The 12,587-nt window shown below is 39.0% G+C and carries 15 protein-coding genes; 5 read left to right on the top strand and 10 right to left on the bottom strand.

Annotated elements, in window-relative coordinates; translation table 11 throughout:
- Window positions 1-116: 116 nt before the first annotated feature.
- On the bottom strand, window positions 117-533 hold the full coding sequence (locus tag HPE56_RS00985; RefSeq protein WP_188241903.1) for a c-type cytochrome: 417 nt from the start codon (window positions 531-533) through the stop codon (window positions 117-119).
- A 145-nt stretch (window positions 534-678) separates the two neighbouring features.
- Window positions 679-1,035: a pyruvate kinase gene (locus HPE56_RS00980; protein ID WP_109654551.1), complete on the bottom strand. Its 357-nt coding sequence runs from the start codon at window positions 1,033-1,035 to the stop codon at window positions 679-681.
- 242 nt (window positions 1,036-1,277) lie between these two features.
- On the opposite strand from HPE56_RS00980, the gene HPE56_RS00975 reads away from it, so the two are divergent.
- The 5 genes from HPE56_RS00975 to HPE56_RS00955 are packed head-to-tail and all read left to right on the top strand — an operon-like array spanning window position 1,278 to window position 5,476.
- Window positions 1,278-1,859 carry a TetR/AcrR family transcriptional regulator gene (locus HPE56_RS00975; RefSeq protein WP_188241902.1) on the top strand — a complete coding sequence of 194 codons (582 nt, stop codon included), beginning with the start codon at window positions 1,278-1,280 and terminating at the stop codon, window positions 1,857-1,859.
- 47 nt (window positions 1,860-1,906) lie between these two features.
- Entirely contained in the window at window positions 1,907-2,539 is a 633-nt protein-coding gene (locus tag HPE56_RS00970) for a nitroreductase family protein (protein ID WP_188241901.1), read from the top strand.
- A 15-nt stretch (window positions 2,540-2,554) separates the two neighbouring features.
- A complete protein-coding gene (locus HPE56_RS00965; protein WP_188241900.1) occupies window positions 2,555-3,553 on the top strand; it encodes an NADP-dependent oxidoreductase in 999 nt (332 codons plus the stop codon).
- Between the two features lie 26 nt (window positions 3,554-3,579).
- Complete coding sequence (locus HPE56_RS00960; RefSeq protein ID WP_188241899.1) at window positions 3,580-4,740, top strand: iron-containing alcohol dehydrogenase; 1,161 nt, start codon at window positions 3,580-3,582, stop codon at window positions 4,738-4,740.
- A gap of 58 nt (window positions 4,741-4,798) precedes the next feature.
- Window positions 4,799-5,476 (top strand): type 1 glutamine amidotransferase domain-containing protein, encoded by a 678-nt coding sequence (locus tag HPE56_RS00955; protein ID WP_188241898.1) that lies wholly within the window; start codon window positions 4,799-4,801, stop codon window positions 5,474-5,476.
- 232 nt (window positions 5,477-5,708) lie between these two features.
- Here HPE56_RS00955 and HPE56_RS00950 read toward each other — a convergent pair whose 3' ends face one another.
- The 8 genes from HPE56_RS00950 to HPE56_RS00920 all read right to left on the bottom strand — a co-directional run bounded on the left by HPE56_RS00950 (window position 5,709) and on the right by HPE56_RS00920 (window position 12,543).
- The gene (locus HPE56_RS00950) at window positions 5,709-7,262 is read right to left on the bottom strand and encodes a DEAD/DEAH box helicase (protein WP_188242488.1); all 1,554 of its coding nucleotides are present in this window, start codon (window positions 7,260-7,262) and stop codon (window positions 5,709-5,711) included.
- A gap of 189 nt (window positions 7,263-7,451) precedes the next feature.
- On the bottom strand, window positions 7,452-7,682 hold the full coding sequence (locus HPE56_RS00945) for an LLM class oxidoreductase (RefSeq protein ID WP_223170133.1): 231 nt from the start codon (window positions 7,680-7,682) through the stop codon (window positions 7,452-7,454).
- Window positions 7,683-7,711: 29 nt separating this feature from the next.
- On the bottom strand, window positions 7,712-7,840 hold the full coding sequence (locus HPE56_RS20425) for a hypothetical protein (RefSeq protein WP_262890258.1): 129 nt from the start codon (window positions 7,838-7,840) through the stop codon (window positions 7,712-7,714).
- A gap of 475 nt (window positions 7,841-8,315) precedes the next feature.
- Entirely contained in the window at window positions 8,316-9,323 is a 1,008-nt protein-coding gene (locus HPE56_RS00940) for a zinc-binding alcohol dehydrogenase family protein (protein ID WP_188241896.1), read from the bottom strand.
- A gap of 20 nt (window positions 9,324-9,343) precedes the next feature.
- Complete coding sequence (nfsB, locus tag HPE56_RS00935; RefSeq protein WP_188241895.1) at window positions 9,344-10,009, bottom strand: oxygen-insensitive NAD(P)H nitroreductase; 666 nt, start codon at window positions 10,007-10,009, stop codon at window positions 9,344-9,346.
- A gap of 540 nt (window positions 10,010-10,549) precedes the next feature.
- Entirely contained in the window at window positions 10,550-11,104 is a 555-nt protein-coding gene (locus tag HPE56_RS00930) for a thioredoxin family protein (protein ID WP_188241894.1), read from the bottom strand.
- Between the two features lie 12 nt (window positions 11,105-11,116).
- Window positions 11,117-12,061: an aldo/keto reductase gene (locus tag HPE56_RS00925; RefSeq protein WP_188241893.1), complete on the bottom strand. Its 945-nt coding sequence runs from the start codon at window positions 12,059-12,061 to the stop codon at window positions 11,117-11,119.
- A gap of 8 nt (window positions 12,062-12,069) precedes the next feature.
- Complete coding sequence (locus HPE56_RS00920; RefSeq protein WP_188241892.1) at window positions 12,070-12,543, bottom strand: Dps family protein; 474 nt, start codon at window positions 12,541-12,543, stop codon at window positions 12,070-12,072.
- Window positions 12,544-12,587 lie beyond the last annotated feature (44 nt).

Here is a 12,587-nt window from a genome sequence, read left to right as displayed (position 1 = left end):
GATAGGAAAGAAAAATGGTTCAAAAACAGAATTGATAGCTTAATATGGAGCCTATCCTTGTAGTTTTCAAAGGGTAAAGAAAATGTTTGGTAGTAATGGTAATTCTGGTTTGGAAATTATTGGTCAGGGTTTAATTCATCAACATGCAACATATAGGTGCTTATGGTTTTTAATTCCTCGTCGGAAATTCCTTTTAAAAAACCATTGATGTTGGCCTGCATAATGGCTACTTGGCTGGCAGTGGTATCAACAATAGGCTTGGCATTACCTTTAAGGAAGGCAAAAATATCGCCATTTTGGGCTTTGTAGACCTTCATGATTTCCTTGATGGAGGGACCCGTCTTCTTTCTGTTTATATCATGGCAGGTGATGCATGTTTTTTCAGAAAACAACCTGTTGCCCAAGAAAATTTGGGAATCCCTACTCAGTGCGGCACGTTCAGGCATCGGTTTTTTTGCACCTTCAATATATTTTTTCTCATCCTTGCAGCTACTCAAAAAAAGAAAACCGATAAACAATAGTATTAAACGCATAGCTTTCAAAATATAAATACCACGTAATGAAGTACAAAGGTAAATTTATATTCCATTTCTTGACTATCTAAATAAGGTTTTGCCAACTTCAGACCATATAGGCTTAAAGTTGGTTGTATTCTTCAAATGTTGATAGCACAGCTACTTATTCCTTTTTGTCGAAGGCTTTAAACTGCCTATAAATCCATACTTTTTCCTTAAGGGAGAATTCTTTGTTTTCAAACCAGTCATGGGCCGCTATCTTCTCATTTTCCATTTGGGCCTTTCGTATTGCCTCCAAGGAGACTAAATGCCAGTGTACCCCTTTCTTGCGGTTAACGGAGTAGCCTATATCTTCCGTGATGTATGATTCCTTGGGCTCGTTTATCAATTTTACCCCATTTTTTAAAACGGCCAAGGTCTTGGTGAGTTCCACTACTTCTGAAAAGGAATACCGTACAAAATCGGTAAATCCGTCTTGTTTGGTGTTGTATAGTTTGTCGCCGATCTTAAGTTTTTCCATAGGTATAAAAAGCCCGTAAAAGTACGGGGTTTACTGCTATATCAATAAAACAAATACCATGAAATTATCAACGATCGTATGTCTTGTGTATCATCCTTAGTGTAAAGCCCTGCTAATGACATAGATTATGGATGAAAGGAACCTTTCTTCATAACCGATACATGTGGAATGCTATAAATCTTTGTTAAAAAAAAGAATGAACGTTCATTTATTTGTAGCTTTGCCCTGAATATAAAAAGAAAATGGCTAAACTCCAGAAAAGCATAGACAAGCGCAACGCCCTGATTAAGGCAACGATAACCCTTGTGAACAACAATGGGTTTCATGCAACACCCATGTCGAAAATCGCCAAAATGGCCAATGTATCGCCGGCCACCATCTATCTGTACTTTGAGAATAAACAAGATTTGGTGAACAAGGCGTATATCGAAGTGAAGGCTGCTTTTACCGCATATGCCTTTGCAACCTATACCGAGGATATGTCGGTCAAAGAAGGATTTGAAATAATATGGAAACGCATTGCAGATTTTAAATTGAATAAATGTGAGGAGGCTTTGTTCCTCGCCCAATGTGATAATACGCCCATGATCGATGAGTCCAGTAGGAAAGAAGGGATAAAACACCTTCAGCCTCTACTCGATTTATGGCAAAGGGGAAAAGAGGAAGGAATCATTAAACCCATTTCAGATTACCTGCTATATGCCTATACGATCAATCCGCTATCGTTTTTGATGATCAATCAGGAACGTGGGGCCTGTGCCATCGATAACGCCCATATTGAAGATGCCTATCAGGCAGCATGGGACAGTATCCAATTAACCTAATTACAAATACATAGTACCAAGTATAATTAAAACGATAAATATAAAGAATGGAATTATTAGATAAATTGAAATGGAGATACGCTGCCAAAGCGATGAATGGTAAAAAAATACCCCAGGAAAAAGTAGACCACATTCTAGAGGCGGCTCGTTTGGCACCAACCTCCAGTGGATTGCAACCCTTTGAGATTTTCGTGATCACCAATCAAGAAATCAAAGAGAAAATCAAGCCCGTGGCTTGGAACCAGTCCGTTATTACCGACTGTTCGCACCTTTTGGTGTTCGCTGCCTGGGATACCTATACCGAGGAACGTATCAATTATATGTTCGATTTGACCAATGAAATTCGTGGATTCAAAAACGAAGGATGGGAAAATTACCGTCAGATGCTATTAAGCTCTTATCCCCAAAAAGATGCGGAAGAGAATTTTAATCATGCCGCAAAACAAGCGTATATCGCTTTTTCCCAAGCAATTGCCGCTGCCGCTTTTGAAGGTGTCGACGCCACCCCTATTGAAGGGTTTGACCCTGATGCAGTTGATAAAATTTTAGGATTAAGGGAAAAAGGACTTCGTAGCGCCGTATTGTTGCCCTTGGGCTACAGACAAGAAGATCAGGATTGGTTGGTCAACCTGGTCAAGGTGAGAAAACCTACTGAGGATTTGGTGACTGTCATAGACTAAAAGATTAGATTGATTATGGAAAAGACAATTTTATTAAAAAACAGACCTAAAGGTAAACCCTCAATTTCGGATTTTGAATTTGTCACCGAAGATCCTGATTTAAAAATCAGTGAGGGCGAAGTGCTGTTGGAAACAACCTATGTTTCCGTCGACCCCTATTTAAGGGGTAGAATGAGCGATGCTAAATCGTATGTCCCCCCCTTTGAACTAAATAAACCCATACAATCGGGTGTTGTTGCCAAAGTAATCGAATCCAAAAATGAAAACTTTGCGGTAGGCGATTTTGTTTCCGGGATGTTATCTTGGAAGACCAAACAAAAATCCACTGGGGAAGGACTCCTAAAAGTTGATGCTTCGAAAGCCCCTCTAAGTGCTTATTTAGGGATTTTGGGCATGACGGGATTGACAGCGTACTTAGGATTGCATGAAATAGGTAAACCCGTGGCAGGGGAAACACTTGTTGTTTCAGGTGCTGCCGGGGCCGTAGGAAGTGTCGTGGGCCAAATCGGGAAAATCCTAGGCCTTACGGTCATTGGAATCGCGGGTACCGATGAGAAAATTGAACTGCTGAAAAGTAAATTCGGTTTTGATGCGGGTATAAATTACAATACAAGTAAGGATATCAAAGCCGACATCGCGAAAGCCGCACCCCATGGTGTGGACATCTATTTTGATAACGTTGGCGGACCCATATCCGATGCCGTGTTATTCAATATCAACCGATTTGCAAGGATTATAGTTTGTGGGGCCATCTCAGTCTATAACAACACCGAATTACCTAAAAGTATTAGCGTACAACCTTTCTTGGTGAAAAACAGCGCTTTAATGCAAGGGTTTATCGTTTCCAATTATGCTGAAAAGTTTCCCGAGGCGATGAAACACTTATCAGCTTGGTTAGCCGAAGGAAAATTGACCTATTCAGAAACAGTTGTTACTGGTTTTGATCATATACCGAATGCTTTTATCGATTTGTTTGACGGGAAAAACAAAGGAAAGATGATCGTTAAGATTTAAGTTTTAAAACAAAAAAGAAAAAGAAGATGAACAATTTTGAATTCAAAAATCCTACCAAAATCATTTTTGGAAAGGACACTATAAAAAAACTTACGGAAGAAATTCCTGCAGATGCCAAGGTGTTATTGCTTTATGGAGGTGGTAGTATCAAAAAGAACGGAATTTATGACCAGGTTAAAACAGCATTGGCCAAAATCGATACCGTTGAGTTCGGTGGAATACCCGCAAATCCTGAATACGCTGTTTTAATGAACGCCCTAAAGGTGGTCAAAGATGAAAAAATCACCTATCTCCTAGCGGTAGGTGGAGGCTCTGTAATTGATGGCACCAAATTTCTTTCTGCGGCCGCGGTTTATGACGGGGATACACCGTGGGAGATTTTAACCAAAAATGTAAAAACAGAAAAGGGAATGCCATTTGGTACGGTATTGACGTTGCCGGCAACAGGTTCGGAAATGAATTCAGGAGCCGTGATCACGAGGGCTGAAACCAAAGAGAAATTGGCTATGGGCGGACCAGGATTGTTTCCGGTATTCTCCATTTTAGATCCCCAGGTCATCACTTCCATTCCAGAACGGCAATTGGTGAATGGCATTACCGATGCGTTTACACACGTGTTGGAACAGTATATGACCTATCCTGTCGGTGCTTTGTTGCAAGATCGTTTTGCCGAAAGCATTTTACAGACGTTGATAGAAGTAGCCCCTAAGGTTTTAAAAGACCCCTCCGATTATAACGCTGCTGCCAATTTTATGTGGAGCTGTACCATGGCCTTAAACGGATTGATTCAAAAAGGAGTGCCTTCAGATTGGGCCGTACATGCCATGGGCCATGAGTTAACCGCTTTGTTTGGTATCGACCATGCTCGTACTTTAGCTGTAATAGCGCCAAGTCATTACAAATTCAATTTTGAGGACAAAAAAGAGAAATTGGCACAATATGCCGATAGGGTATGGAACATTACCGAAGGTAGTACGGATGATAAGGCTTATGCCGCCATAGAGCGAACAGAAGCTTTTTTTAAGGAATTGGGAATTGACACCAAACTTTCTGATTATACCAAGGATTATGAGGGAACTGCCGAAAAAATAGCGGAACGCTTTACAAATCGTGGTTGGTTAGGCCTAGGGGAACATCAATCCTTAAGTCCGGACAAAGTTGAGAAAATCGTAAAAATGGCTTATTGATAGCACACGATTTACGTGTGAAATTATAGGTGGTAAAAAAATTAAAAAAGAATAAGAAATGAAAATATTGTTTGTATTGACATCCCATGATAAATTAGGGGATACAGGAAAAAAAACAGGCTTTTGGGTCGAAGAATTTGCAAGTCCATATTACACCTTATTGGATAAGGGTGCCGATATTACAATTGCTACCCCAAAAGGGGGTGCTGCACCCATTGACCCTAGTAGTGATGCGCCGGATGCGGCAACTGCTGCTACGGACCGATTCAATAAGGATACTGTGGCAAAGGAAAAAATAGCGAATACAAAAGTTTTGGCCGATATGGATCCAGATGATTTTGATGCTGTCTTTTATCCTGGCGGACATGGACCATTGTGGGATTTGACCAAAGATGGGAATTCCATTGCCTTGATTGAGAAATTCAATAGTCAGCAAAAGCCGATTGCTTTTGTCTGTCATGCCCCAGCAGTATTGAAAGACGTTAAAAATACCGATGGTACCCGATTGGTAAAAGGTAAAAAAGTAACCGGATTTTCAAATTCTGAAGAATCAGCTGTAGGGTTAAGGGAAGTCGTTCCTTTTCTGCTTGAAAATATGCTTGTAGAAAATGGAGCATTTTATTCCAATGCAGAGGATTGGGCCCCATTTGCCATTCAGGATGGAAACTTGATCACAGGTCAGAATCCTGCTTCGTCCGAATTGGTGGCTGAAAAATTATTGGCTTCCTTGAAATAGGAAGTGTTGGTTGTTTATTGAGCAAAGAGCCTGTAAACTTATTTTAGTTTGCAGGCTCTTTTGTATTTGGTTGAATGAGGTGGTCGTTAAATCAAAAAATGCCTATAAAACGAGGTGTTTTGCTCTAAATTTTACCGATTGGCATCAGCAATCATCATTTATAAAATTACAATCGATATTTAAATGGAACGCCTTCTACCATCTAAAAGATCTTTTGGATGATAAGACTTGATTAATCTTCTGGTGGATGACCATGAATCTGTTCAAAAACGGCGTCAAAATTTTCACGAAGATAGGCGTTGAGCTTTTTTTGATAATCCAGTTTTAGCCAACTTATAAAATTATAGGTGCTTTTACTGATACACTTGCTATAAACTTGTATTCTATTATCAATGTCTTCTTTAAGTAATTTTGCCAACGCAAGGGCATCAAACACATCTTCACTGTTTTCTATACAGATATAGGCATGCTGTTCAATGGATTTTTCCAATACCACTTTAGAGGATTCCCCGGAAAAGGTAGCTTCCTTATATATGGCATTAATATCCAGGTAAGTGTCCTTGGATTTTGAAAATTCGGACCGAATGTCCTCGGCCAACTCATGTTTAAAGGTGCTTTCAATAGCTTCATCGTCCTTGATGCGGTCTATGTAGAAATTTGGGGATTTAAAAATGGCCTCCCAGTTTAGATCGGCACCCCAAGGACCAAAACGATAGATGTTATTGCCAAGATCTATAACGGTAAATTTAGATTTGTTGTTCAACACCCGAGAACCCCTACCGATCATTTGGTAGTACAAGGTCAAGGACTTTGTGGCCCTGTTTAGGATAATGGTATCTATAGTGGGTTCATCAAAACCAGTTGTCAGGATACTTACAGATGTTAGTATCGCGTCCGGGGTTTCATGAAACCACTTTAAAATATGTTTTCGTTGTTTCTTGGTAGCGGTATTGTCCAAATGCATAATCGGCAATCCCGCATTATTAAAGGTATGGTATACCTGGATTGAGGTTTCTATACCATTGTTGAATATCAATGTTTTTTTCCCCTTGGAATGTTTCGTATAAGCTTCCAGTAATTTATTTAACATAGACGGACTCGTATAGAGGTCCGAAGATGATTTAACCGTATAATCCCCATTGGAACCTACTTCCAAAGAAGTCAGCCCCATATCATACTGATACGTTTCGGCTTTGGCCAGAAAGTCATTTTCAATTAAATTTTCTATGGATTCCCCAGGAATCAACTCATCATAGTTGCTGTTCATGGGCAACTCCTTATTGGAACTCAAGGGCGTAGCAGTGACACCAAGAATAAAAGAGTTTTTGAAAAATTTGAACAGTTTTGTAAAGGAATTATAATGGGCCTCATCTACAATGACCAAACCAACGTCCGAGATATCCAATATACCGTCGTTAAGCCTATTATTCAGTGTTTCTACCATGGCGACATAGCAACTGTAGCGTTCATGGTCATCTAAATTGGCTTTGCTATCGACTACTTTATTGACAACTCCAAAACTGGTGAGCATTTTAGAAGTCTGGTTACAGAGCTCTACTCGGTGTGTCATGACCAAGACCTTTTTCGAGTGGTTTTTAAGGTATTGCCGGACCATTTCAGAGAAAATTACGGTCTTTCCGCCACCAGTAGGTAATTGATATAAAAGGTGGTAATCATCTCTTTCATTGTCGAACTTCTCAAAAATTTGATGAATGGCACCTTGCTGGTAGTCGTAAAGTTCTTTGTCCGTCTTTTTTTCCTGTAATTCTATTAAAGTCTCTTGCATGATATCTTTTTCTGGAATCTTCAAAGGTAATACCTTCAATAAGTTATTACTAATGTATTGAAAAGCTTTCCTGAATAATTCCCCGCAATTGGCATAAATAGGATTTATCGCCGGGTTTTCATCATATTTATCTTCGGAAGCCATGCCTAAAATTATTCTGCCACTGGATAATTGGTCTATAGTTGCGGCTTATTTTACAACATGTACCCGATGATGTAAAGGCAAAGCAATACTAGAAACTTCCAATGTAATTTCTGATGTTTGTCTTGCTAAATAACCCAAATGGGTAAATGGGTGAAAAGTCTGACCTGCATCGCCAAAAGTAGGCACATTAAAAGGAACATCGTGCGGCCAGGCCGCTTTATAGCCCAAGGTTTTAAGAAGTTGTACCCGCCCTGGTTGATGTTGCACAGTTGGCATAGGTCCTTGGTCATAATTTTCAATTGGCACTACATTTCATCAAAATTGAAATATTGCATTTTTGATGTTGCAACAGAGGCAATAATGTTTGCTTGAGCGTTTGCTGTGTTACTAGCAAATAAAGCTGTTACAGCTAGTGCTGCTAGTGTGTTTTTCATTTCTATATTTTATTGAATATGTCAAGTTCGAAAGAAATTTTTTATAAAGTTATTAGTATCGAAAAGCAAGCGTGTTCCCAAATTCTCGATACATTTTTATTTCCATTTTATTTCAATAAAAACACTCGAAGTGACATTCTTATATATTGATTAATAGTTAGTTTGTCAGTTCGAGTGAAATTCTATTTTCAGTCCCGAAGCTTCGGGATTGTATCGAGAACCAATCTTATCTGTTAGGCTTCTCGATACAAATTTCTCGTGCCTCAAAATTCACTCGAAGTGACGTCCGTTTATGATGATTTTTTAATAATCTAGATTGTCAGTTCGAGTGAAATTCTTTTTCAGTCCCGAAGCTTCGGGATTGTATCGAGAACCATTCTGATTACTGTGCTTCTCAATACATTTTTATTTTCACTCTATTTCGATAAAAACACTAGAAGTGACAATTTCTACTTAATTATCTAACCCGTTGAGCCTAGAATCCCTCTAAAACAATCTTACCTTTTGCTTTTCCTGTTTCTAAAAAAGCGTGCGCTTTACGAAGATTTTCGGCATTTATAGTTCCGAAATTTTCCCCTAAAGTGGTTTTAATCGTTCCGTTATCGATCAACTTGGAAACTTTATTGAGAATGTTGTGCTGCTCAATCATGTCATCGGTTTGGAACATAGATCTTGTAAACATCAACTCAATGTGCGTAGACACCGCTTTACCTTTAAAAGGCATTACGTTCAATGATTTTGGGTCGTCAATAAAACCGAATTTTCCTTGGGGTTTGATCAGCTTTATAATTTCGTCTACGTGTTGTTCTGTAGCATTTAGACTCACCACATATTCAGGAGCAGGTAGGCTATATTTCTCAAACTCCTCACTCAATTTATTTCTGTGGTTGATAACCGTATCTGCACCTAATTCTTTTAACCAATCGGTAGTTTCTTCTCGAGAAGCGGTAGCGATAATATTTAGTTTTGTTAACTTTTTGGCTAATTGCACCATTATAGAACCAACACCTCCAGCTGCTCCTATTATTAAAATGGATTTATTGGCATCGTCTTTAGAAACCTCTAATCTATCAAACAACATTTCATAAGCAGTAAGTGTTGTTAATGGTAAGGCAGCAGCTTCCGCATAGGATAAACTTGCTGGTTTTTCACCTACAATGCGTTCATCAACTACCTGAAATTGCGCATAACTACCCTGACGGGTAAAATCGCCAGCATACCAAACTTCATCACCAACATTAAAAAGGGTAACGTCGTCACCAATTGCAGTTACAATTCCGGTAGCATCCCATCCAATAATTTTCCAATCGTCACCTTGTACAGGCATATTTGCACGTACTTTGTAATCTGCAGGATTTACCGAAATGGCTTTAATCTCCACCAAAATATCCCTGCCTGTTGCTTTTGGGGTGTCTAAAATAATGTCTTGTAGCGAGTTTACATTATCAACCGGTAAATTCTCTTTGTATCCTATTGCTTTCATCTGAATTAAAATTTTTGCAATTATATTACAGTGATAATTTCGCTTTCTGCCAATCTAGATTTTGGAGTTTTGTCCGTCGAATTAAAATCAGATGCTGCTCTATAACCTAAGGAAACAACAACCAAAGACGTAAACCCTTTTGCTCGTAATCCGAATTCTTCATCTAATGCTTTTACATCAATACCTTCCATGGGTGTTGCATCAATACCTAAACTTGCAACTCCTAATAAAAAGTTACCAATGTTAAGGTATACTTGCTTTTCCATCCAATGTTGATAATCCTTCAAATCGTATTTATGAATGTCAGCAAAAGCGTTCATTCCTCCGTACATACCATTTTTTATGTCTTCATTTGGAAATCTTCCGTCTTTATCCTGTACTTCTAAAAGGTGTTTAAAAAAAGTATCATCTGCATCTTCACTTGTTTTTGAACAAAACAATACTACCGCAGAAGCATTTGTAATCTTAGGTTCATTAAAATGAAAAAAGCCCTGGGTTCCTTTTGTCATACGCGCTTTTCCTTCTGTAGTTTCAGCAACGATAAAGTGCCAAGGCTGAAGGTTTACACTTGAAGGACTCATTCGTAATAAGTTTTTAACCTGTGCCATATCTGCATCAGATATTTTCTTGGTTGGGTCAAATTCCTTCGTAGTATATCTCCAGTTTAATGTGTCTTGTAAATTCATTTGTATGTTTTAGTATGTTGATTGAAAATTTTTAGACAAAGGTACATCGGTAACCTGTCCGGATTAGAGTATAAAAAAAGGTGTTGTTGGTATAAAAAAAGGTTTTAGAAGGGTTTTATCCTAAAATTTTGCCAATAAAATGGTTTTGAAGGGGAACATCCTCGATTTAACGCCAATAAATAATAGTTTATCCTTTATTAATACATGATTAGTTTGAGGTAACTATTTAAAACAAAGATTGATTCTTGGTTGAATCTGTTTTACGGTCTTCTGTAACTAATGCCTCCGAAGGTCTTGTGTAGCGTCCTATATAAGAACGGGGAGAAGGTTTTTTAAGACTATGTGGCAAGTGAATCAGCCCTTTAGATATGATTATACGGCCTTATTCCTAAAATTGTATTTTCAAGGAAACGATTGTTAAAGCTGTTGCCTTCCTTTATACGGAATAAATTCATGTTTTGGGTAAATCGGTTCCTGGTATATCAAATTCCGGTTTAGGCCGTATTTACAATTATCAGGAACCGTTCTTACTACCTCGTCCTAGGACTTCCATTTAATATTGCAACCCATACTTGGTTTTTGCTCCGTATTTACTGTATTGCCTGCCAATAAAGCATCTAAGGCATCGGATAGGTCTTTGCCCGAAGGTTGTCCCATTTCGGGTCTGGTTTCATCAAAACGACCTCTGTATGCACATTCCATATTGTTGTCAAAAACAAAAAAATCTGGAGTACATTCTGCTTGGTACGCTTTGGCAACTTCCTGGGTTTCATCATACAAATAAGGAAAAGGATACCCTTCCTTTTTCGCCACCTGCGTCATATATTCCGGTGCATCCTGCGGATAATTATCAACATCATTACTGCTAATGGCAATAAATTGTACCCCTTTTGCCTGGTAGCTATTAGCAACTGCTACCAATTTTGGATTTATGTGATGTACAAACGGACAATGGTTGCAGATAAAAACAACAACAGTTGCTTTGTCCGACTTTAATTCGGAGAGGGAAACATGTTTGCCCGTTATGGTATTCAATAAAGTGAAATCGGGTGCCTTGGTACCTAATTCCATCATGTTCGATAAAGCTAAAGACATACTTTTCTATTTTTAATTACTGGCAATTTCCAATATCCCTAGGTCTTCTGCATCCAAATGTAGTTTAGGGGCATCAAACAACGTTTGCAGTTGGTGCTTACTTGTGGCACTTACAATTGGTGCGGCAATATGTGGTTTGGCCAACAACCAAGCCAAAGCTACGGTAGCGGGTTTGCTGTTGTGTTTTTCTGAAACAGTATCCAAGGCCTTTAAAATGCCTAGGCCTTTATCGTTTAAATATTTTTTTGCACTCCCACCTCGTACACTTTTGCTTAAATCATCCCCAGAACGGTACTTTCCGGTTAAGAATCCGCTTGCCAAGGAAAAATAGGGCATAACGCTGAGTCCGTACTTTTCTACTAAGTTTGCATATTTGGTCTCGTAATTTGTACGCTCAACCAAATTGTAATGGGGTTGTAAGGCCACATATTTTGGAAGGTTGTTTTCCTCCGAAGCCCTAAAGGAAGCCTCCAATCGCTCCGGGGATAAGTTTGATGCCGCAATATGCCGTACTTTACCCGCTTTTATGATCTGATCATAAGTGGATAAAGTCTCCTCCACGGGGGTAACCTCATCGTCAAAATGCGTATAATATAAATCTATATAATCTGTTTGAAGACGTTTTAAGGATTCGTCTACCGACTTTAGAATGTGTTTTTTGCTAATGTCGACAGGATGTTCTTTCGTCTCTGAACCGACTTTGGTCGCAATGACCAATTTATCTCTGTTGCCACGGGCTTTCATCCATTTGCCAATGATGGTTTCCGATTGACCACCAACGCCATTTACCCACCAACTGTAGGTGTCCGCCGTGTCGATAAAATTGAATCCCGCCTCTACGTAAGCATCTAAAATTTCAAAAGACTGTTTTTCATCCAAGGTCCAGCCAAAAACATTTCCTCCAAAATTAATACGGGATACTTCTAAATCGGTATTTCCTATGGTTACTTTTTCCATTTTCCAATTTATTTTAAATGAGCGCGTAAGAACCATGCGGTTTTTTCATGTTCTTCCAATAAGCTTGTAACAAAATCACTGGTTCCATGGTCTTGATACGTTTCTGCAAACGGAGTGATGACTTCCCTCAAGTGTATGCAAATTGTTTCATGGTCTTGTAAAAGCTCTTTGATAAAGCCTTGGGCGCTATTGTCGTTCTGTTCCCGCTCTGTGAGGTGGGTCAGTTCCAAAAATTCCTTCAGGGTAGCCGGTGCATAGTGTCCTAAAGCACGGATACGTTCCGCAACACTATCGACAACCGCAGCCAATTGTTCATATTGTCCTTCAAAAAATTTATGCTTATCATAAAAATCAGGACCCTCTACATTCCAATGTGCATTTCTGGTTTTGGTGTAGAGTACATACTCATCCGCTAAAATCTTGGCTAAAGCATCGGCGATAGCCTGACGATTTTCATCTGAAATTCCAATATTCGTTTTCATTGATGCTATATTTTAATTCAAAAGGTAAAGCTGCACCCTGTTTC

This window comes from Maribacter aquimaris (assembly GCF_014596745.1).
GTDB classification, from domain to species: Bacteria; Bacteroidota; Bacteroidia; order Flavobacteriales; family Flavobacteriaceae; genus Maribacter_A; species Maribacter_A aquimaris.
The sequence above is the reverse complement of the archived record's forward strand: the minus strand, read 5'-3'. Positions and strand labels throughout refer to the sequence as shown.

Excerpts from the sequence above, each read along its gene's own strand:
- HPE56_RS00920 (WP_188241892.1), bottom strand. The coding sequence starts at position 12,543 with ATGAAAACGAATATTGGAATTTCAGATGAAAATCGTCAGGCTATCGCC.
- HPE56_RS00985 (WP_188241903.1), bottom strand. The coding sequence starts at position 533 with ATGCGTTTAATACTATTGTTTATCGGTTTTCTTTTTTTGAGTAGCTGC.
- HPE56_RS00925 (WP_188241893.1), bottom strand. The coding sequence starts at position 12,061 with ATGGAAAAAGTAACCATAGGAAATACCGATTTAGAAGTATCCCGTATT.
- HPE56_RS00965 (WP_188241900.1), top strand. The coding sequence starts at position 2,555 with ATGGAAAAGACAATTTTATTAAAAAACAGACCTAAAGGTAAACCCTCA.
- HPE56_RS00975 (WP_188241902.1), top strand. The coding sequence starts at position 1,278 with ATGGCTAAACTCCAGAAAAGCATAGACAAGCGCAACGCCCTGATTAAG.
- nfsB (WP_188241895.1), bottom strand. The coding sequence starts at position 10,009 with ATGAATTTACAAGACACATTAAACTGGAGATATACTACGAAGGAATTT.
- HPE56_RS00980 (WP_109654551.1), bottom strand. The coding sequence starts at position 1,035 with ATGGAAAAACTTAAGATCGGCGACAAACTATACAACACCAAACAAGAC.
- HPE56_RS20425 (WP_262890258.1), bottom strand. The coding sequence starts at position 7,840 with ATGAAAAACACACTAGCAGCACTAGCTGTAACAGCTTTATTTGCTAGT.
- HPE56_RS00950 (WP_188242488.1), bottom strand. The coding sequence starts at position 7,262 with ATGCAAGAGACTTTAATAGAATTACAGGAAAAAAAGACGGACAAAGAA.
- HPE56_RS00930 (WP_188241894.1), bottom strand. The coding sequence starts at position 11,104 with ATGTCTTTAGCTTTATCGAACATGATGGAATTAGGTACCAAGGCACCC.
- HPE56_RS00945 (WP_223170133.1), bottom strand. The coding sequence starts at position 7,682 with ATGCCAACTGTGCAACATCAACCAGGGCGGGTACAACTTCTTAAAACC.
- HPE56_RS00970 (WP_188241901.1), top strand. The coding sequence starts at position 1,907 with ATGGAATTATTAGATAAATTGAAATGGAGATACGCTGCCAAAGCGATG.
- HPE56_RS00955 (WP_188241898.1), top strand. The coding sequence starts at position 4,799 with ATGAAAATATTGTTTGTATTGACATCCCATGATAAATTAGGGGATACA.
- HPE56_RS00960 (WP_188241899.1), top strand. The coding sequence starts at position 3,580 with ATGAACAATTTTGAATTCAAAAATCCTACCAAAATCATTTTTGGAAAG.
- HPE56_RS00940 (WP_188241896.1), bottom strand. The coding sequence starts at position 9,323 with ATGAAAGCAATAGGATACAAAGAGAATTTACCGGTTGATAATGTAAAC.